Origin of the sequence: Geofilum rhodophaeum, from assembly GCF_002210225.1 — a bacterium.
In the GTDB taxonomy this organism is placed as follows: domain Bacteria; phylum Bacteroidota; class Bacteroidia; order Bacteroidales; family Marinilabiliaceae; genus Geofilum; species Geofilum rhodophaeum.
The window spans coordinates 249,237-269,159 of the sequence record NZ_MWUJ01000003.1 but is presented as its reverse complement, the minus strand read 5'-3'; the positions used below and the strand labels follow the sequence as shown (position 1 = coordinate 269,159).

Annotated in this window: 14 protein-coding genes and 1 other RNA gene; 12 read left to right on the top strand and 3 right to left on the bottom strand. The window is 48.1% G+C overall.

All coding sequences use genetic code 11. The annotated features are described in order from the left end of the window. Positions 1-55: 55 nt before the first annotated feature. The 9 genes from B4W65_RS05025 (at position 56) to B4W65_RS04985 (ending at position 10,455) form a co-directional block, all read left to right on the top strand. Positions 56-2,155, top strand: a complete 2,100-nt coding sequence (locus B4W65_RS05025) for a PAS domain S-box protein (RefSeq protein ID WP_088654020.1) — start codon at positions 56-58, stop codon at positions 2,153-2,155. A gap of 97 nt (positions 2,156-2,252) precedes the next feature. Continuing rightward, positions 2,253-2,642 (top strand): response regulator, encoded by a 390-nt coding sequence (locus B4W65_RS05020; RefSeq protein WP_088654019.1) that lies wholly within the window; start codon positions 2,253-2,255, stop codon positions 2,640-2,642. Between the two features lie 77 nt (positions 2,643-2,719). Next, positions 2,720-4,786 (top strand): chemotaxis protein CheA, encoded by a 2,067-nt coding sequence (locus B4W65_RS05015; protein ID WP_088654018.1) that lies wholly within the window; start codon positions 2,720-2,722, stop codon positions 4,784-4,786. Between the two features lie 37 nt (positions 4,787-4,823). Beyond that, the gene (locus B4W65_RS05010) at positions 4,824-5,351 is read left to right on the top strand and encodes a chemotaxis protein CheW (RefSeq protein WP_088654017.1); all 528 of its coding nucleotides are present in this window, start codon (positions 4,824-4,826) and stop codon (positions 5,349-5,351) included. Positions 5,352-5,378: 27 nt separating this feature from the next. Then, the gene (locus B4W65_RS05005; RefSeq protein WP_088654016.1) at positions 5,379-7,442 is read left to right on the top strand and encodes a HAMP domain-containing methyl-accepting chemotaxis protein; all 2,064 of its coding nucleotides are present in this window, start codon (positions 5,379-5,381) and stop codon (positions 7,440-7,442) included. A gap of 77 nt (positions 7,443-7,519) precedes the next feature. Then, positions 7,520-8,377 (top strand): CheR family methyltransferase, encoded by an 858-nt coding sequence (locus tag B4W65_RS05000; protein WP_088654015.1) that lies wholly within the window; start codon positions 7,520-7,522, stop codon positions 8,375-8,377. Then, positions 8,374-9,462 carry a protein-glutamate methylesterase/protein-glutamine glutaminase gene (locus B4W65_RS04995; protein ID WP_088654014.1) on the top strand — a complete coding sequence of 363 codons (1,089 nt, stop codon included), beginning with the start codon at positions 8,374-8,376 and terminating at the stop codon, positions 9,460-9,462. Before B4W65_RS05000 ends, B4W65_RS04995 begins: the two co-directional genes overlap by 4 nt. A 78-nt stretch (positions 9,463-9,540) precedes the next feature. Further along, positions 9,541-9,900, top strand: coding sequence for a hypothetical protein (locus B4W65_RS04990; protein WP_088654013.1), 360 nt, complete (start codon positions 9,541-9,543; stop codon positions 9,898-9,900). Positions 9,901-9,960: 60 nt separating this feature from the next. Then, positions 9,961-10,455 carry a hypothetical protein gene (locus B4W65_RS04985; protein WP_146697713.1) on the top strand — a complete coding sequence of 165 codons (495 nt, stop codon included), beginning with the start codon at positions 9,961-9,963 and terminating at the stop codon, positions 10,453-10,455. A 74-nt stretch (positions 10,456-10,529) separates the two neighbouring features. Here B4W65_RS04985 and ssrA read toward each other — a convergent pair. The 3 genes from ssrA to B4W65_RS04970 form a co-directional block, all read right to left on the bottom strand. After that, positions 10,530-10,930: a transfer-messenger RNA gene (ssrA, locus tag B4W65_RS04980) on the bottom strand. 44 nt (positions 10,931-10,974) lie between these two features. After that, positions 10,975-11,625 (bottom strand): ribulose-phosphate 3-epimerase, encoded by a 651-nt coding sequence (gene rpe / locus B4W65_RS04975; RefSeq protein WP_088654011.1) that lies wholly within the window; start codon positions 11,623-11,625, stop codon positions 10,975-10,977. Positions 11,626-11,650: 25 nt separating this feature from the next. Beyond that, on the bottom strand, positions 11,651-12,517 hold the full coding sequence (locus B4W65_RS04970) for a sigma-70 family RNA polymerase sigma factor (protein ID WP_088654010.1): 867 nt from the start codon (positions 12,515-12,517) through the stop codon (positions 11,651-11,653). Positions 12,518-12,845: 328 nt separating this feature from the next. On the opposite strand from B4W65_RS04970, the gene rho reads away from it, so the two are divergent. The 3 genes from rho to nifJ all read left to right on the top strand — a co-directional run bounded on the left by rho (position 12,846) and on the right by nifJ (position 19,852). Then, positions 12,846-14,750: a transcription termination factor Rho gene (gene rho, locus B4W65_RS04965; RefSeq protein ID WP_088654009.1), complete on the top strand. Its 1,905-nt coding sequence runs from the start codon at positions 12,846-12,848 to the stop codon at positions 14,748-14,750. Between the two features lie 311 nt (positions 14,751-15,061). Beyond that, positions 15,062-16,249 carry an AAA family ATPase gene (locus tag B4W65_RS04960; protein ID WP_240509481.1) on the top strand — a complete coding sequence of 396 codons (1,188 nt, stop codon included), beginning with the start codon at positions 15,062-15,064 and terminating at the stop codon, positions 16,247-16,249. Between the two features lie 69 nt (positions 16,250-16,318). Then, a complete protein-coding gene (gene nifJ, locus B4W65_RS04955) occupies positions 16,319-19,852 on the top strand; it encodes a pyruvate:ferredoxin (flavodoxin) oxidoreductase (RefSeq protein ID WP_088654008.1) in 3,534 nt (1,177 codons plus the stop codon). The last annotated feature ends 71 nt before the right edge of the window (positions 19,853-19,923 follow it).

Below are 19,923 nucleotides of genomic sequence, written 5' to 3'. Positions count from 1 at the left end.
AATTATTTGACTTCTAAGTGCATCTTTCGTAATTTCTTATTTTTAACCAAGAGCGATGAATATTGATGTCTATAAACTCATTATAGAAAACAGTCCCGTTTCCATTTTGGTGACCGATGTTTCGGGACGCATTGAGTATGTGAATCCTAAATTCTGTCGCTTAACCGGCTACCGGGCAGAGGAGGTGCTGGGCCGGAATCCACGGATACTGAAGTCGGGACAAAGCTCGGAAGAAGATTACCGACAGTTGTGGCAGGTCATCAGCGGAGGCGATGAGTGGCACGGTGAATTTGTGAACCGAAAGAAAAACGGTGAGCTGTATTACGAGTCCGCCATTATTACCCCGGTGATGAACGAGGTCGGCAAAATCACCCACTATTTGGGTATCAAGGAAGACATTACCGGGCGAATTCTGGCCCAGCGTGCCGTTATGGAGCACAGCAACCGGTTGGCTGCTCTTTTGGAGGTTGGGCAGGCTTTTGGATCCACCATAAAGATGGATCCCCTGCTGCAAATTGTCCTGGAGCATTCCACCAGGATGATGGTTATGGAGCGGGGCAGCATCTATTTTATTTATGGCAACCAGGTCAAGGTTCAGTTAGCTAAGCCAGCGCCTTTAGATGAGGAAAAGCGGCTCTTGAAAACTTACGATCTCTCCCATTTTCCTTGTATGGAATCCTGTATTGATACGCAGGAAGTGGTTATCCTGTCGAAGCTTGATCGGGAGCATTTGACTCCCGCGGAGCGTGCTTTGGTTAAACTCAAGGGCTTACAAGCTGTAGTGTTTATTCCCTTGGTTTTAGATGGAAAAACGCTGGGCGTACTTGCCTTGGGCAGTTCACGCAGTCCATCTTCTTTTGCAAAGAACGACCTGGAAGTTTGCCAGGTTTTGGCGACGCAGGCTTCTCTGGCCATTAAAAATGCCTGGTTGTATCAGGAGGCAGATAAGTACGCCTCTGATTTGGAAAACTACAACCATGAGCTGGCCCGATTAAATGCCGATCTGAAGGTGCAAAAGGCAAAGGCGGAGGAAAGCGATCGTTTAAAAACAGCCTTTTTGCAGAATATGTCGCATGAGATTCGTACCCCTATGAACGGGATTATGGGGTTCGTGGAATTGCTCAGAATGCCCAGTCTCAAAGAAGAAAAGCGGGGTTTGTTTATCGAGCACATTGCCAAATCCAGCAATCAATTGCTGATTATTGTGGACGACATCCTGGAGTTGAGTCGCCTGGATGCAGGAGATGTCTTGCTTAAAGAAGAACAAGTAAATCCCGCTTCTGTGGTAAAAGGCGTATATGAGAAGTTTTTAAGTCTCGTCCGTCCCGAGTTGACTCTGAGTTACCACAGTCCGCCGCAACGTTTGTCCCACACCTTGATCGGCGATGCATTTCGCCTACAACAAGTCTTGGAGAAACTGGTAGACAATGCCCTAAAGTTTACCCCAAATGGAAAGGTTTCTTTTGGTTACCAAAATATGGGGCAGGGGAAATTGCGCTTTTTTGTTGAGGACAGTGGGATAGGTATCGAAGCTTCTAAACTGACGGCAGTTTTTCAACCATTTTATCAGGTAGATTTAAGTGAAGAACGGGAGTATGGTGGGAATGGCTTGGGATTAACCATTGCTTCGCGCATTGTTGAACAAATGGGCAGTGTGTTGTTGGTAGAGAGTAAGCCCGGCCTGGGTTCGCTTTTTTATTTTGAATTGGCGCTACAGACGTCTGCGGAAGCATCCAGCGCCACGGCCGATCTTGCTGTGCAAGAGGGCGCGGCTTATCGGATATTGGTCGCTGAGGACGATGAAGTGAACTTCATGTTGTTGCAAGATGCGCTCATGCATCGCGTAGAGGGGTATAAGTTTGACGTTCTGCAGGCCCGGAATGGACTTGAGGCGGTAGAGAAGGTCAAGGAGTCAGCCGACCTTTCGTTGGTGCTTATGGATATAAAGATGCCGCTGATGGATGGTATTGAAGCCAGTCGACGCATACGGGAATTGCGACCTGATTTGCCTATTGTTGCCCAGTCGGCCTATGCCCTTACAACGGAGCGAGATGCCGCACTCGAAGCAGGTTGTGATCGTTATTTGTTTAAGCCACTTGATCTTACGGAATTGTTGCGTGTGGTTAGGGAATTGCTCCGTTTACCTGTTCGGTGATTTATATCACCTGTTTGGCCTAAGGTAAATCATCCCTGAATGGGTATCCAGTAGTGTATCTTTGGCGTAATAGGATTTGTATTTAATTTAAAAACACATGGTCAACACTGAGGAATATGTTTTACTTGTAGATGATTCGCAGACCAATAATGTTTTGTTGGAAGCCGTGTTGGCCGAAGTCGGCTATGAGACCGCCACGGCCATGTCGGCATCGGAGGCTTGGAGTTTGATTCATAAGCGTCGGCCCCGGTTGATTTTATTGGATCTTTTAATGCCTAAAATTTCTGGATTCCAATTGCTGGAGCGCTTAAAGGAAAAGCCGCTTTTTGCCCAGATTCCGGTGATTGTCGTTTCTGCGCTGAGTGATGCAGATACCGCGATGCGGCTAAAGGAGATGGGGGCCGATGATTTTTTTTCAAAGCCCTTGAATTTACAAGCCTTATTAAAAAGGGTGGAGGAGTTGTATCAATCTGAGTCCTCCTTGTAGTTAGTTGATATATAGCAGGATGAAAAATAACGTGGCAACGCGAATGGAATTGTAATGCCCAATAGATAGATGGACTTATGGATGTATCCTTGGAAAATTTTCAGGCCAAATTTGTTGAAGAAGCCTTAGACAATATTGCTGAGTTGGAGAAAACCTTGTTGGAGTTGGATTTATCGCCACGAAACAAGGAGTTGCTTGAGAAGGTCTTCCGCATTATGCACACGCTTAAAGGCGGAGGCGCCATGTTTGGGTTTGAGCAATTGAGTTCTTTTGCACACGATTTGGAGAATGTTTACGACAGGATTCGCTTAGGCAAACTGAATGTTACTTCTTCTTTGCTGACGCTTACACTCGATTCGGTGGATTTGTTGCGTGATTTACTTGATCACGAAAAGTTGGCTACAAACGAAATGGCGTCGAGGTGTTCGGCCATGTTACAGTTGGTTAAGACCTGGTTTGAAGAGGAGTCTGAAGGACAAAAGCATGGGGACTCGGACAGGGGGCTTTCGGACTCTGATGGCGGGGAAGCTGGTGAAACAGCCACTTGGTATATTCATTTTTATCCGGGAAAGCAGGTCTTGGAAAATGGCAACAATCTCTTGTATTTGTTGGACGATCTGGCCCAGCTGGGGACGCTTCACGCGGTACCTCGGGCTATAGATTTGCCCGATGGACTGGAGGCTTTGAAGCCGACTTTTTCGTATTTGTTCTGGGATTTGTTTTTGGCTACCGATGCAGGAAAAGAGGCCATTCGTGATGTTTTTATTTTCGTAGATAATGAGTCGGTCATCGAAATTCAGCGCTTAAGTAAAAGCAATTTGCTTGAAAGTAAGGGCTTTGTAAGCAAGTTGGAGAGTCTCTGTGATCAAAAAACGGCATTGACCCTGACCGATTTAAACAGTTTTGTGGAAGACAGCAAGGGGCTGACCGGTAGCGGGCAGCCCGTTTTTGCTGAGCAAGCAGGTACGGGGACGGCTAAGCCTGATTTGGGTAAACCGCTTGCTTCTTCAGTTAGGGTTTCTTCAGAAAAAATTGATGGGCTCATGAACCTGGTGAGTGAATTGGTCATTACCCAGGAGCGCCTCAATATGATTGCCGGTCGCTATCAAATTCCAGAGCTGAAAATGGTTACCGAGCGTGTTCAAAAACTGACGGGACAGCTGAGAGACAGTGCCTTTAGTATGAGTCTGATTCCCTTATCGAGTTTGTTGGCTCGTTTTCAGCGCTTGGTTCGTGACTTGGGAACTCAGCTTGGCAAGCGCGTTGAATTTGTAGCGGAGGGTGCCGAAACCGAGCTCGACAAGACCATGATCGACAGCTTGACCGATCCGCTTTTACATATTTTGCGAAACAGTCTCGATCATGGCATTGAAGTCCCTGCCGAAAGGCTAAAGGCAGGAAAAGATCCGGTGGGAAAAATAACTCTGGAGGCTGGATATGCCGGGGCCAATGTCGTTATTAAAGTGAAGGACGACGGGGCTGGCGTGGATGAGCAAAAGGTGAGGAGGAAGGCTTTGGAGCGTGGCCTCATTTCCGAAAATGAGGTGCTCACACGTGAGGAAGTACTCCAGTTGCTTTTTGTCCCAGGTTTTTCTACAGCAGGCGCGGTCACTGAGGTGTCTGGCCGGGGCGTGGGAATGGATGTGGTGAAGCGGAACATTGCAGCCGTTCGCGGAGAAGTGGCGCTTGCGTCAGAAAAAGGCAGGGGCTCTTGTCTTACTATAACCCTGCCTCTGGTACTGTCGATCATCGACGGGCTGCTGGTTCGTATAGGCGCCACCCTTTATGTACTTCCTTTATCGCTGGTAGATCGAATTTACGCAACAGAAAGCCGGAGATTGGAAAATAATTTCATCGATGTTTTGGAGCTGGGCGGACGGCAAATTCCTTATGTTTTTCTGCGGAAGGAGTTCGGAGTTGTTGGAGAAGTCCCCTCCCGGAGCCAGGTTGTGGTGGTCAGATACGAGGGCCATGTTGTGGCCTTGGTTGTGGATCAGGTTGTGGGAAAATTTCAGGCGGTTTTAAAGCCGCTGGGGAAGCTGTTTCATGGACAAAAAATGATTTCGGCGGCCACTATAATGGGCGATGGGTCCATTGCTCTGGTGTTGGATACCAGTGCTTTAATTCGTCAGGTGCAAGGGTGAGGGTGTAAAAATAGGAGTGTTAATTAAACTAAGAATTATGGAGGACAAAAGCAGCGCTGCAATCAATTCCTATTTGTCGTTTCGATTGGGCGAGGAGATTTTTGCACTTCATGTGAGTCGGGTGCAAAAGATATTGGAGATGACCAATATAACAGCGGTTCCTCAGTCGCCCGACTACATGAAGGGGGTTATCAATCTCAGAGGAAATGTACTGCCTGTGGTGGATACACGGGTAAAGTTTGGGATGACACCGGTTGAAGCCGGCAAAGGGACCAGCATTCTGGTGGTTGAGATCATGCTGGAGGGGGAAGGTGTGATGGTGGGCCTTCTGGTCGATGCGGTTCATTCCGTTTTAAAGTTGGAAGATGAGGATTTACTTCCGGCACCTCGCATTGGGAGGACTTATGAATCGAAGTTCATCCAGTACATGGCCAGAGTGAAGGAGCGTTTTTTTATAGTCCTGGATATGGACGCTGTTTTTTCCAGCGACGAGGGACTCGATTTGGCCACCTTGACCGAAGTGCGCGAGCAGATGATTAAAGAACAGGATGTTGACGAAAATTGAGGTAGTATATAATCAAAATGTCAGGATATGAAACTTAAAGATTTAAAAATTGGGCAAAAGATGATGGCTGGGTTTATGACTGTAGCCTTTATTGCTCTGGTTGTTGGTTTGGTTGGTTTGCTAAGTTTGCGTAATGTGGCCAATTCTTTTCATCAGGTGTCGGGTCAAAACCTGCCCGGGGTTCAGCATTTAATGGATGCGGAGGCCAATATTGCTTTTCTCATGATCAATATGCGTTCTTTGCTCAATCCCAATCTTGATGCAAGCCAACGGGCCCATCTGCTGGAAGAAATTGTTGCTTCCAGAACCGCTTATGTTTCGGCCTTAGAAGCTTATGAGCACTTGCGTCATTCCGAAGAGGAAGTTCTGCTGTACGACGATTTTTTATTGTCTTTGGGAAACTGGCGAAAGTTGAATGAGGGCTTTGCTGCCGATGTGGAACAACTTATTGAAATGGATGTGCAGAATCCGATCCTGATGCTGAAGAATATGGAGGTCTTTGAGAAAGAGCATTATGCTTTGGAGTTGAGTTTGTTGAAGGCCCTACGGGCCGGTAACAGCAGTGGTTTAGGACAGGGGGCTGCATCTTGTTCTTTGGGTAAATGGCTGTCGTCTTTTACCACCAACAACAGCAATGTGAATGCCTGGGTGCAGCAATTGAAGGAGCCACACGACCGGTTTCATGAAAGTGCCAGGGAGCTGGCACGCCTACTCGAAAATGGGCAGGAAGCACTTGCGCTGCAAGTGTTTTCGAACCAGGTGGAGCCAGCGGCTGAGGAGGTTTTTGCTTCCTTGAGGCTTTTAAAAGAGCAAGCCCAAAAGGCCAACGTGATTTTTTCCAGGATGGAGCAGGTGCAGTTGGTGGATGCAGAGAAATATTTGGTAGAAGTTAAGGAGGAAATTGAAGCACTGGTGGCCATGAATATCTCAGAAGCCCATAGTGAAATTGCACACGGCGATCAAGTGGTGAGGCGCAGTAATTTTGGGATGATTTTTGTCTTGCTTATGGGTATGGGGGGCGCAGTTTTGTTAAGTCTTCTGATTACCCGGGGCATTACCGGGGGACTCCTTAAGGGTATTGGTTTTGCTACGGAGGTGGCTTCAGGTAATTTGGTGGCCAGGGTTGAGGACGGCTTGTTGCAAAGGAAGGACGAAATTGGTGCTTTGTCCCGGTCTCTGGAGCAGATGGTGCATCAGCTGCGCAATATCGTCACCGACATTCTGGGAGGGGCCGATAATATTGCTGCGGCCAGTCAGCAAATGAGCAGCACCTCACAACAAATGTCACAAGGAGCCAGTGAGCAGGCATCATCGGCCGAGGAGGTTTCTTCTTCTATGGAAGAAATGGCCGCAAATATTCAGCAGAACACCGACAATGCCCTTGAAACGGAGAAGATTGCTCTGCAAGCTGTTTCGGGCATCCGTCGCGGAGCAGCGAGCACCGAGGTGGCGGTAAAATCGATGCGTGAGATAGCCAAAAAGGTTTCCATTATTGGTGATATTGCCTATCAAACCAATATGTTGGCGTTAAATGCGGCGGTTGAGGCAGCCAGGGCCGGTGAACATGGAAAAGGGTTTGCAGTGGTGGCTGAAGAGGTGCGTAAGTTGGCGGAGCGAAGCCAAATCGCCGCGGAGGAAATTGATGAGCTGTCTGAGAGCGGGGTCAGTGTTTCTGAAGAGGCCAGTCAGCAGTTGACAGCCATTGTGCCTGAAATTGAGCGGACGGCACAATTGGTGCAGGAGATTGCTGCAGCCAGTATGGAGCAGAATGCCGGGGCTGAGCAGGTCAATGGTGCCATACAGCAGTTGAACCAGGTCATACAACAAAATGCCGCGGCTTCGGAGGAAATGGCCAGCAGTTCTGAGGAGCTTTCGGGGCAGGCAGAGCAAATGAAGGAGGTGGTGGCCTTTTTTAGAATTGAAGGTCAGCAAAGAGGCGGCCGTTTTAAGAAAACAAAGCGGGCTGTCGAAAATTCAACGCCGACTCCTAGTAAAAGTCAGCCTTCGAAATCTGTTGCGCAGCCTGCGGGCGGTGTGGATTTGAAAATGGATGTAAACCTGGCCTCGGACGATGATTACCAAAGGTTCTGAGCGTTCTTGTTTTGCTGTCTTTATTCAGGGTCTTACCGCAAAGTAAGGCCCTGAATTGTACCTGAAATTAGGAGTTTATGGATTTTGACCGGCTGCGGAAGCTTTATCGGGCAGAATTGAGCGATGCGCTCTTTGATCGCCTGGGCACCTTTATTAATCGTGAAACAGGCATAAAAATGTCGGGGGACAAGAAGGTGATGGTGCAGGCCCGGCTGAAGCGTCGCTTGAAAGCCCTTGATTTAATAGATTTTGAGTCCTATGTCGATTTGTTGTTTGGGCCGGAGGGGATGCGAACGGAGGTTGTACATGTTTTTGATGCCATCAGCACCAATAAGACCGAGTTTTTTAGAGAAGCAGATCATTTTGATTTTTTGGTGAACAAGGTGCTGCCTGAGTATGGGGCAGCAAACAGCGATAAGGTGCTTCGAATATGGAGCGCGGCTTGTTCTACAGGAGAGGAGGTCTACACCCTTGGGATGGTTATTCAGGAATACTTGCGTAAACATGGAGCGTTTGATTTTCGTATATTGGGTACCGATTTATCGTCTTTTGTATTGGCCTTGGCACGTAATGCCGTTTATTCTGAAGAGCGTGTGCGTTCGGCCGTGCCTGAGTTTATGATTAGAAGGTATTTTATGGCCAGTCGTGATCCTGAGCGGCAAACCTTTCGAGTGGTACCCGAGTTGCGTGCAAAGATGTGCTTTGAGCGACTTAATTTTATGGACGACAGGTATTCGGTGAAGCAATTGTACGATGTTGTTTTTTGCAGAAATGTGCTGATTTATTTCTCGAGGGAGGTGCAGCAGGCGGTGGTGCAAAAGTTGTGCCGGCACTTAAAGCCCGGAGGTTATTTTTTCCATGGCCATTCCGAGTCCCTGCTGGGTATGGATTTGCCTTTAAAACAAGTCTGTTCTACTGTTTTTAAACGTTTATGAAAAGGACTGCGAAAAAAATACGGGTTTTGATTGTTGACGATTCGGCTCTGGTGCGACAGGCGCTTACCGGGATTGTGGAGCAAGACGGAGATTTGGAATTGATGGGGACTGCCTCGGATCCTTATGCCGCTGCGCGAAAAATTAAAGAAGAGGTGCCGGACGTGATTACCCTGGATGTGGAAATGCCCAGAATGGATGGCCTGACTTTTTTAAGAAGAATAATGACGCAACATCCTATTCCGGTGGTTATTATTTCCAGTCTCACGGCCGAGGGGACCGAGACCGCCATGCGGGCGTTGGATTATGGTGCCGTGGAAATCATTACCAAACCCCAGCTCAATACCAAGGCTTTTTTTGAAGAAGCAGGCATTCGGATTTGTGATGCCATCAAGGCCGCTGCCCAGGCGCGCCTTCGCCCCCTTAGAGGGCGGCCGGCGGTCCCCTTTGCTGTAGCCCCAAAATTGTCGGCAGATGCAGTGCTCCCGGCTAAAGGGGCCGGCAACAGCATGTTGAAGACAACCGATAAGGTACTGGCCCTGGGTGCTTCTACCGGAGGAACCGAAGCATTGGCCGTTTTTTTGCAGGCCTTGCCTCCCGACAGTCCCGGAACCGTTGTCGTGCAGCACATGCCCGAGGGTTTTACCCGTAGTTTTGCCGAGCGCCTGGATCAGATTTGCTCCGTAAGTGTTAAAGAGGCCGAAGATGGAGATACGGTTTTGCGAGGGCGCGTCTTGATTGCCCCGGGAAACCGGCACACGCTTTTAAAGAGAAGTGGCGCAAGATATTTTGTAGAGGTGACCGATGGACCACTGGTGAATCGTCATCGCCCCAGTGTAGATGTATTGTTTCGTTCGGTGGCGCAAAATGCCGGAGCCAATGCCATTGGCGTGATAATGACTGGGATGGGAGCCGATGGGGCCAAAGGTTTGCTGGAAATGAAAAATGCGGGCGCCCACACCATTGCACAGGATGAGCAGTCTTGCGTAGTTTTTGGCATGCCGCATGAGGCAATAAAACTGAATGCACAGAGCCAGATCCTTTCTTTGGATTTTATTGCAGGGGCGGTTTTAAAACTGAGTCGCTGACACTTTTGAGCTTTGAACAATGCAGGTGATTGAACGTTTCTCTATCATTTGGAGCTTGTTTCATAAAAACCTGTGTCGATGAAAGTGTATTGGATAAGTTTTGTAAACGCCGTTCTTCTGATGGTTTTGGGGGCCTGGGCCTATTGGGTTTCGGACACCCCCTCGCTAACGGCGCTGATTCCTGTATTTGCAGGCGTGCTTTTATTGGCCCTGAATCCCGGACTCAAAAAGGAAAAGAAGCTGGAGGCGCACCTGGCGGTTTTGCTGACCCTGCTGGTAACCATCGGTTTGTTTAAACCTTTACTGGCGGCATGGGATAGGGCCGATGCGCCCGCTGTGGCCAGGGTGGCGCTTATGCTGCTGAGTTCTGTTGTGGCACTGATTGCGTTCATTCAGAATTTCAGAGCTGTGCGCAAAGCCCGGAAGGAAAAAGGTTAAGCAGTTTAAAGGTCGCGTTCAGTTAAGTAAGTGGTATAATAATAAATGAAATTTGATCTTATGCAAAGGATAAAGAAGTCTTGGTTAGTTATGCTTGCTTTTGGGGCAGTGTTCCCTTCCATATTTTGGGCCTGTGCGGATGCGCCAAAATCCAGTAAACAACACAAAGAGACCGTTCCTGTAGCGGAGGAGGTGCAATCTGAACCGCAAGCCCTGGAGACGGAGCTGCCGGATGTTGAGGAAGAAATGGGGGAAGAGATTGTTTTGAACCCGCCGCATGGGGAGCCTGGACATCGTTGTGAAATTCCTGTTGGGAGTCCGCTGAACGGTCCCGTAGTCGCTGAGACCCCAGCTGCCACACCTGCCCCGGCACAGGTCGAGGCCCCCAGGACTTACAGCTCGATGGCCCCAACCATTGAAAATGCCAGAAGACTTAATGCTGGTCAGGCCAGCCAGAATTCGGCTCCCCAAACCGGAGAAAAACCGGCTTTAAATCCGCCACACGGTCAGCCCTGGCATCGCTGCGACATCGCCGTTGGGGCTCCGCTGCCTTAATTCTTGCAGAAATGAACCGGAAAGCCAGACCAGATCACTACAAGCAGTAGTGATTTAGTCTGGCTTTTTATTGAGTGTGGAGCTGGAGGGAATCGAACCCTCGTCCAAACAAGTAAGCCATAAGCTTTCTACATGCTTATTCTGCTGTTGATTTTCGTGAGTCGTTTGGGAACAGACACCCGGACGACTCCTTAGCCTCTTAAAATTTCGCCCTTGAGCAAAGGCCGCTCGCCGGCTATTCCCGATATTTCTACACCTCCGATTCGGGCCGCCTCAGGAATTGGCACCCGGGAAGTGTCTCGTCCAAGCTCCTGGAGCAAGGATAATGCCCATCTACTGTACTTCGATTAGGCGGCGAGAGCGTAATTAGATTCGCCAGTTAAAAAAGTTGAGATCCATGATTTACGAGCCGGTATCCCATTGCTCGGCATGCTTACTTACCACTTAGCCTTGCTGTCAAATCCAGGTCAGCCCCATGGTGATTAAGAATTACAAAGGTAAGGTTTTTTCGGGAACTACTTAAAAGTATTTTATTTTTCGGATGGCTTCCTGAGGGTCGGGTGCTTTAAACACATAACTGCCTGCTACCAGAATATCGGCTCCTGCCTGAACCAGTTCTCTGGCATTATTCTGGTCCACACCACCATCCACTTCAATCCAGGCCTTGCTGTTGCGTTTCATGATGAGGTCTTTCAGTTTTTGAATCTTTCCCAAAGATCCGGGAATGAATTTTTGTCCCCCGAAACCCGGATTCACCGACATGATTAACACAAGGTCGACCTCCGTAATGATCTCCTCCAATACGCTCACGGGTGTGTGGGGGTTGAGGGTTACGCCGGCTTTCATGCCGTGTTGGTGGATGCTTTCGATGGTTCGATGTAAATGGGGACTGGCCTCATAATGCACATTCAGCAGATCGGCTCCAGCCTTTTTAAAGGCCTCAATATAGCGCTCGGGTTGCACCATCATTAAGTGTACATCCAGGGGCTTTGTAGCCGTTTTCTTTACCGCTTCAATAACGGGTATTCCAAAGCTGATGTTGGGCACAAAGACCCCGTCCATAATGTCGAGGTGCAGCCAGTCGGCATCACTTTGGTTAATCACAGCTACTTCGCCGGCCAGATTGCCGAAATCTGCCGCCAATAAAGAGGGGGCTATTTGATGTTGCATTTTTTTGTGACTGTTTGTTTTGGTACTAATCTCCCAGGTAGGACCTGAGTATTTTGCTTCGGTAAGTGTGTTTGAGTCGTTTTATGGCTTTCTCTTTGATTTGCCTTACCCGTTCACGGGTAAGGTTGAAGAGTTTGCCGATTTCTTCGAGCGAGTAGGGGGGTTCTCCGTTTAGGCCATAATACAGTTTTACGATGTCGGCTTCACGGGTCGAAAGGGTCGAAAGGGAGCGCTCGATTTCACGCCGCAGCGAATCGTCCAGTAACTCGGAGTCGGGACTGCTGGCATCAGAGGAGAGAAGCACATCGTAGAGGGTGTTTTCTTCGTCCTGTTTCAGCGGTGCATCCATCGATACATGGCGTGAAGATACTTTTAGTGCTTCTTTGACCTCCTTGGGAGCAATGTCTAGAATATCGGCTATTTCGTAGGGTGTTGGTTCACGTTGAAATTCCTGTTCGAGGCGCGCAAAGGTGTTGTTCACCTTGTTGATGCTTCCTATTTTATTTAAGGGCAGGCGTACAATGCGGGCCTGCTCAGCCAGAGCCTGCAGAATCGACTGTCGGATCCACCAAACGGCGTAAGAAATGAATTTAAAGCCCCTGGTTTCGTCGAAGCGTTGGGCAGCTTTGATCAAGCCCAGGTTGCCTTCGTTGATGAGGTCGGGGAGACTGAGTCCTTGGTTTTGATATTGCTTGGCTACGGATACTACAAAGCGAAGATTGGCTTTAATCAGACGTTCAAGTGCTGCCTGATCGCCCTGTTTTATTTTTTTTGCAAGCTGTACTTCTTCCTCTGCAGTAATCAGTTGGACTTTCCCAATTTCGTGAAGATATTTATCCAGAGAAGGGGCCTCTCTGTTGGTTACTTGTTTGGTTATTTTGAGTTGTCTCATAACTTTAGCAGCTACTAGGTTCTGAATAGGTGGAAAGGCTTTGTAAGTATAACAAAAAAAGGCGGAGCTGTTACCTTCATTCCTTGTTTTTGTTAAAATTTCTGCAAGTTATTCAGTTTTATCGATTGGGGCCTAAAAAAAAATAACATTTTTTTGGGTCGTTAAAATGTAATGCTTAAGTTTGCAAGGTCAGAGGGTTGTGTTTTCGTTATCTGACTTTTCTCAAACGCCTTTCCCGGTTCTTATCCGGAATTATCAAGTTTCAGTATTAATTCTATACTGACCCCCACAAATATAATTTGCTATTCAAAAGTTTATTACCAATATTATGTACGACATTCTTGAATTAAACAAGAAGCTGTTACCGGATCTTCGTGCTATTGCCAAAGATTTGGAAATTAAGCGTGTAGAATCATTTAAGAAACAGGAGCTGATTTATCAAATCCTGGATGCCCAGGCCATAAAGGCTTCTGAGAAAACCAAAAGGGAGCCGCGTTCAGACGACGCTGCACCCTCAGATAAGCGAAGCCGAAGAGGACGACCTCCAAAGAAACAAGTAGAGCAGAAGGGCCAAGAGAGCAAAACTGCTGCGGACAACAGTGCAAGAGACGAAGCTGCTGCCCCTTCACCCAAGTCCTCTGAGGAGAAAAAGGATAAAGAGAACAAGCCAAAAGAGAAGTTCAGGGCAGATGCTTCTGCGGAGAAGGCAAAGGCCGGCAGTAAAGAAGAGCAGGTCGTGGCCGATGAGCGCAAGCTGAATAAGCGCCCTGAACCAGCGAAAGGCAACGATAAGTCGGCTGCAGCTCAGGAGGGCGGACCGGTCAGGAATCAGTCTCCTGCTGAGGGCGCCACTGAATCGCCTGCCAATACGCCCGACGAGCAGCGCAAACCGCGTCGTTTTGAAGACAATCGTCGCAATAAAAATCGCGATGAGCGCCAGCCACAGAACAAAAACGAACAGCGTCCACAGGCCGAGTCAAAAGCTGAGCAGGCACAAGGCCAGAAGGATAGCGGCGCTTCCCAGCCGCAGCCCCAGAATCAAAATCAAAATCAAAATCAAAACAAGCAGAGGCATCAGGACAAGCAACAGCGTAAGGAAGACAAGGCCTTTGAGTTTGAGGGGATTATTTCTGCTTCGGGTGTTTTGGAAATTATGCCCGATGGTTATGGTTTCCTGCGTTCTTCGGATTACAATTACCTGAATTCGCCCGACGATATTTATGTTTCGCAGTCTCAGATAAAGCTTTTTGGCCTGAAGACCGGTGATATGGTTTTGGGTGCCATTCGTCCACCCAAGGAAGGGGAGAAGTATTTTCCGCTGATTAAGGTGGAGTCGATTAACGGCAGAACGCCCGATTTTGTGCGTGACCGCGTTCCTTTTGATCACCTGACCCCTGTCTTTCCCGACCAAAAATTTAACATTACTGCCGGACCCAAAGCCAATTTTTCTTCTCGTGTGGTTGATTTGTTTTCACCCATAGGGAAGGGGCAACGTGGATTGATTGTGGCTCAGCCAAAGACTGGTAAGACGGTATTGCTGAAGGATATAGCTAATGCCATTGCCTCCAATCACCCTGAAGTGTATATGATTATTCTGCTCATTGATGAGCGGCCTGAGGAAGTAACCGATATGGCCAGAAGTGTAAATGCAGAAGTCATTTCTTCAACCTTTGATGAGCCGGCTGAGCGGCACGTGAAGGTGGCCAATATTGTTTTGGAAAAGGCCAAGCGTATGGTCGAATGTGGGCACGATGTGGTTATCCTGCTCGACTCCATTACCCGTTTGGCTCGTGCTTACAACACGGTTTCTCCCGCTTCGGGTAAGGTTTTGTCGGGTGGTGTGGATGCCAATGCCTTGCACAAGCCCAAACGTTTCTTTGGTGCCGCCCGTAACATTGAGAATGGTGGATCGCTGACCATTTTGGCGACCGCCTTGACCGATACCGGCTCGAAGATGGACGATGTTATTTTTGAGGAATTTAAGGGTACCGGTAACATGGAGCTTCAGCTCGATCGTAAGCTGGCCAATAAGCGGGTTTATCCTTCTGTGGACATCATGGCTTCAAGCACCCGTCGCGAGGACTTGCTGCTTGATAAGGAATTGATGAACAGGATCTGGATTCTGCGCAATCATTTGGCCGATATGAATTCTGTGGAGGCTATGGAATTTATAAAGGATCGTATGTTAAGGACCAACTCAAATGAAGAGTTCCTTATTTCGATGAATGGTTAACTTTTATCTTGTTTATCAGTCTTCCCGGTTTCTTTGCCAGGAAGAAACAAGATGATGAAATAGAAAAGAGGTCCGGCAGGACCTCTTTTTTTATTTAGACTTGTTTCAAACTGTCTTTGAGGCGGGTGGCCGTTAAAAAGTAACATTTATAAAGCTTGTGCTTCGAAAGTGTTGGTGGCCGGCATTTTTGCGAAAGTCTGCTTATTTTTACCAGATATAAATAACATTATGGGGGCTGTGTTGCTATCTCCATATAGCAAAAGTGCCTTGGTAAATATTAACTTTGTAAGACAAGTTGATATTTGTAAGCTATGATGCAGGCCTTTTTTAAAACGCATAAATACCTGCTGGAGCATCTGAATGTTCCCGTACATCGTGGGTTGATGGACCTGATCAATTGGGAGGACCGGTTGATAGGTGTTGTGGGCACACGGGGAGTGGGCAAAACCACCTTTTTGCTGGATTATATTCAGACCGCCTACGGCAGCGATAAGGCCTGCTTGTATGTGAACCTGAACAATCTTTATTTCTCGAACCGTTCTCTGATTTCTTTTGCCGATGAGTTTCAGAAAACAGGCGGGCAGACCTTGGTTTTGGATCAGGTTTTTAAGTACCCGGGTTGGGAAGAAGAGTTGATCTGGTGTTACGATAATTTAAGTGATTTACGTATTGTATTTAGTGGCTCACCGCTGATGTTGGCCGATAGGGATAATCCGGAACTGGAACGTCGGGCGCGGATCTACAATCTGGAGGGCTTTTCGTTAAGGGAGTATCTGAATCATGTAACGGGCAATAATTTTAAACCCATTTCTCTGGAGGAGGTGTTGAATAATCATGTTGCCATCGCCACCGATATTGTTGATAAGATCAAACCCCTCGCTTTTTTTAACGACTATCTCCATCATGGTTACTATCCCTTTTTTCAGGAGAAGAGCAATTATCTGGAAAACCTCCTTAAAAACATCAATCTGATTTTGGAGATCGACATCAGTTATCTGCAACAGATTGAGCTGAAATACCTTCCAAAATTAAGGAGACTGTTGTATCTTATCGCCTCTTCGGCTCCTTTTCAACCCAATGTGAGTCGTCTGAGCAATGAAGTGGAGACCAGCAGGGCTACCATTATTAATTATTTGAAGTATTTGAAGCAGGCCAGTTTGGTGCATTTGCTTTACGAAGGGGAGGCCGACCCCTTGAAAAAACCTGCAGAAGTTTATTTGGAGAATCCAAATCTGGCTTTCTCTGTGGCAAGGGGAGACGTTTCGGCAGAGGTGTTGCATAAAACGTTTTTTTGTAATCAAGTGGGCTTAAGGCATCAGGTGGCCTATAATCGCAAAGCAGATTTTTTAATAGACGACCGCCTTTCTTTTAATGTCGGAAGGCCCGCCCTTGCTTCCGGAAAGGCTGCAAAAGGACAGGAGCTTTGGTATGCCTGCGATATGGAAGAAATTGGTCGGGGCAGGGAAGTGCCCCTTTGGTTGTTTGGTTTTTTGGATTAATCAGGCCTGGCCTGTAAAAGATAGACGAGAATAATTAAATGATTTTTTAACTGTTAAGAGAATAGACAAATGGCAAAAGCAAAGAAGTTCATTACTTGTGATGGGAACTATGCTGCCGCACACATCGCTTACATGTTCAGTGAAGTGGCTGCAATTTATCCCATTACGCCTTCTTCCACTATGGCCGAGTATGTGGACGAGTGGGCAGCAGGTGGCAGAAAGAACGTTTTCGGAGAAACGGTCAAATTGGAGGAAATGCAATCGGAAGCCGGTGCGGCCGGTGCCGTTCACGGAGCCTTGCAGGCTGGTGCCCTGACCTCTACCTTTACTGCTTCACAGGGATTGTTGCTGATGATCCCCAATATGTATAAGATTGCCGGTGAATTGTTGCCCGGCGTTTTTCATGTGAGTGCACGAAGTCTGGCCGCTCAGGCGCTGTCCATTTTTGGTGACCACAGCGACGTTATGTCGACCCGGCAGAGTGGCTTTGCTATGCTGGCAACCGGAAGTGTTCAGGAGGTAATGGACTTGGCTGGAATTGCTCACCTGGCCGCCATTAAAACCCGCATTCCTTTCATGCACTTCTTTGATGGTTTCCGGACTTCGCACGAAATTCAGAAGATTGAAGAAATTGATCAGAATGCACTGGCTGCATTGATCGATCAGGAGGCCCTCAAGAAATTCCGCGACAATTCTTTGAATCCAGAGCGTCCGGTGACCCGCGGAACCGCCCAGAATCCCGATATTTATTTCCAATCCCGTGAGGCGGCCAACCGTTTCTACAATGCCATTCCCGATATCGTTGCCGATTATATGGATAAGATTTCGGACATTACAGGAAGAAAATACCGTCCCTTTACTTATTATGGTGCTGCTGATGCTGAAAACATTATTGTGGCGATGGGTTCGGTGACCGATGCCATCAAGGAGACTATTGATTACCTCAACAGCAAAGGGGAGAAGGTGGGACTTATCTCGGTGCACTTGTACCGTCCTTTCTCAGCCAAATATTTTATGGAAGCCTTCCCCAAGAGCGTAAAGCGCGTAGCTGTGCTCGACCGTACCAAGGAGCCTGGAGCCAATGGCGATCCTTTGTACCTGGATGTGCGTGATTTGTTCTATGGTAAAGAAAATGCCCCCTTGGTTGTAGGCGGCCGTTATGGCTTATCGAGCAAGGATACTACACCGGCTCAGATTCTTTCTGTTTTTGACAACCTGAAATTGAATGAGCCCAAGAATCAGTTTACTGTAGGTATTGTCGACGACGTTACCTTTACTTCTCTGCCTTTGCAAGAAGAGGTGGATTTGAGTGCAGCGGGTACCTTTGCCGGAAAATTTTATGGTTTGGGTTCAGACGGTACCGTGGGTGCCAATAAAAACTCCATTAAGATTATCGGAGACAATACCGATAAGTATGCCCAGGCTTATTTCTCCTACGACTCCAAGAAGTCGGGCGGAATTACCATTTCTCACCTGCGTTTTGGCGATACCCCTATTCGTTCGCCCTACCTGGTGAACACTCCTGATTTTGTGGCCTGTCACGTCCCGGCTTATTTGGGTCGTTACGACATGCTCAAGGGACTCAAAAAAGGAGGCACCTTTCTGTTGAACAGTCACTGGGATGTTGAGGAGACCAAGGAACGCCTGCCCAATGATGTGAAGCGCTATTTGGCGAAAAACGAGATTAATTTCTACATCATCAACGCAACCGCCATCGCAGAAGAAATTGGTTTGGGTAACCGTACCAATACCATTATGCAATCGGCCTTCTTTAAAATTGCCAGCGTAATTCCTTACGATGAGGCCGTAGATCAGATGAAGAAGTTTGTCGTTAAGTCTTTTGGTCGCAAAGGTGAGGCTGTGGTGAAAATGAACCACGCAGCCATTGATCGCGGCGGAGATGTAACCAAAATTGAGATTCCTGCCGAATGGACCAAGTTGGCTGATGAAAAAGCCAATGGTCAGGATGTGCCTGAATTCATCAAGAACATTGTATTCCCCATCAACGCGCAGAAGGGTGACGATTTGCCGGTCAGCGCTTTTGTTGGTCGAGAAGACGGTACCTTCCCCCAGGGAACGGCTGCATACGAAAAGCGTGGCATCGCTGTTAACGTTCCTGAGTGGATTGACGAGAACTGTATTCAGTGTAACCAGTGTTCTTATGTTTGTCCCCACGCCGCCATTCGTCCCTTCCTGCTCGACGACAGTGAGTTGGAGAAGGCGCCGGACGGAACAACTACGCGCAAGCCCAACGGTAAAGGCTTTGATGGTTTGCACTTCCGTATCCAGGTAAGTGTACTCGACTGTACCGGTTGTGGCAACTGTGCTGAGGTTTGTCCCTCAAAAACCAAGTCGCTCGTGATGAAGCCGCTCGATACGCAAATGGGCGAAGTGGAGCGTTGGGACTATATGGCCAACAAGGTGACCATTAAGGATACCGTTCAGGACAAATTTATGAACCTGAAGGCTTCTCAGTTTGCCAAGCCTTTATTTGAATTTTCCGGAGCTTGTGCCGGTTGTGGTGAGACGCCTTACATTAAGTTGATTACCCAATTGTTTGGCGATCGCATGATGATTGCCAACGCAACAGGTTGTTCTTCCATTTATGGCGGTTCTGCGCCCTCTACACCTTATACCACCAATGCCAACGGTTGTGGTCCCGCCTGGGGCAACTCTTTGTTTGAGGACAACGCCGAATATGGCTTGGGTATGGCCACCGGTGTAGAGAAGTTGCGTGAGCGCATTGAGCTGAAGATGAAGGCTGCCCTGGCTGAAGTGGCTCCTGCTACCAAGGCTGCATTTGAGGCCTGGTTAGAAGCCAAGGAAGACGGCAGCAAGACCCGTGAGGTATCCAATGCCGTTCTGAAGGCCCTGGAGAGTGAGCAGCATGCTGTGGCAGCTGAGATCTTGGCACTCAAAGACTATCTGGTGAAGAAATCGGTTTGGGTCTTTGGTGGCGACGGATGGGCCTACGACATCGGTTACGGTGGTTTGGACCACGTAATTGCCAGCGGAAAGGACATCAACATTCTTGTGATGGACACCGAAGTTTATTCCAATACCGGAGGTCAGGCCTCCAAGTCGACCCCCGTTGGGGCTGTGGCTAAGTTTGCCGCTGCCGGCAAACAGATCCGTAAAAAGGATTTGGGACTGATGGCCACAACCTACGGTTACGTTTATGTGGCCCAGGTAGGGATGGGTGCCAATCAAGCCCAATACTTCAAGGCCCTGAAAGAGGCTGAAGCCTATCCCGGTCCTTCTCTGATCATCGCCTACTCACCCTGTATCAGTCACGGCTTATTACGCGGTATGGGCAATGCCCAGGATGAGACCAAGCGTGCCGTAGAGTGTGGTTACTGGTCGCTTTGGCGCTACAACCCCATGTTGGAAGCAGAAGGCAAGAACCCCTTTGTGCTCGATTCCAAGGAGCCGCAATGGGATAAATTCCAGGATTTCCTCAAAGGCGAGGTGCGTTACACTTCGTTGTTGAAGGCTTTCCCCGAGGCGGCCAAGGAGTTGTTTGTGGCGGCTGAGAAAAATGCCAAGTGGCGTTACAGCTCCTACAAGCGTTTGTCCGTGCTGGATTATAAGCTGGAAGAATAGCTTGAGAACATGTAAATAAGTTAAAAGGGCACCGTAAGGTGCCCTTTTTTGGGTTCAGGCTTTTTCTTTCA

What these genes read in the sequence shown, in the direction of transcription:
- rho (WP_088654009.1), top strand. Translation starts at nt 12,846, where the DNA reads ATGTACGACATTCTTGAATTAAACAAGAAGCTGTTACCGGATCTTCGT.
- nifJ (WP_088654008.1), top strand. Translation starts at nt 16,319, where the DNA reads ATGGCAAAAGCAAAGAAGTTCATTACTTGTGATGGGAACTATGCTGCC.
- B4W65_RS05010 (WP_088654017.1), top strand. Translation starts at nt 4,824, where the DNA reads ATGGAGGACAAAAGCAGCGCTGCAATCAATTCCTATTTGTCGTTTCGA.
- B4W65_RS04985 (WP_146697713.1), top strand. Translation starts at nt 9,961, where the DNA reads ATGCAAAGGATAAAGAAGTCTTGGTTAGTTATGCTTGCTTTTGGGGCA.
- B4W65_RS04960 (WP_240509481.1), top strand. Translation starts at nt 15,062, where the DNA reads ATGATGCAGGCCTTTTTTAAAACGCATAAATACCTGCTGGAGCATCTG.
- B4W65_RS05025 (WP_088654020.1), top strand. Translation starts at nt 56, where the DNA reads ATGAATATTGATGTCTATAAACTCATTATAGAAAACAGTCCCGTTTCC.
- rpe (WP_088654011.1), bottom strand. Translation starts at nt 11,625, where the DNA reads ATGCAACATCAAATAGCCCCCTCTTTATTGGCGGCAGATTTCGGCAAT.
- B4W65_RS04970 (WP_088654010.1), bottom strand. Translation starts at nt 12,517, where the DNA reads ATGAGACAACTCAAAATAACCAAACAAGTAACCAACAGAGAGGCCCCT.
- B4W65_RS05000 (WP_088654015.1), top strand. Translation starts at nt 7,520, where the DNA reads ATGGATTTTGACCGGCTGCGGAAGCTTTATCGGGCAGAATTGAGCGAT.
- B4W65_RS05015 (WP_088654018.1), top strand. Translation starts at nt 2,720, where the DNA reads ATGGATGTATCCTTGGAAAATTTTCAGGCCAAATTTGTTGAAGAAGCC.
- B4W65_RS04990 (WP_088654013.1), top strand. Translation starts at nt 9,541, where the DNA reads ATGAAAGTGTATTGGATAAGTTTTGTAAACGCCGTTCTTCTGATGGTT.
- B4W65_RS05020 (WP_088654019.1), top strand. Translation starts at nt 2,253, where the DNA reads ATGGTCAACACTGAGGAATATGTTTTACTTGTAGATGATTCGCAGACC.
- B4W65_RS05005 (WP_088654016.1), top strand. Translation starts at nt 5,379, where the DNA reads ATGAAACTTAAAGATTTAAAAATTGGGCAAAAGATGATGGCTGGGTTT.
- B4W65_RS04995 (WP_088654014.1), top strand. Translation starts at nt 8,374, where the DNA reads ATGAAAAGGACTGCGAAAAAAATACGGGTTTTGATTGTTGACGATTCG.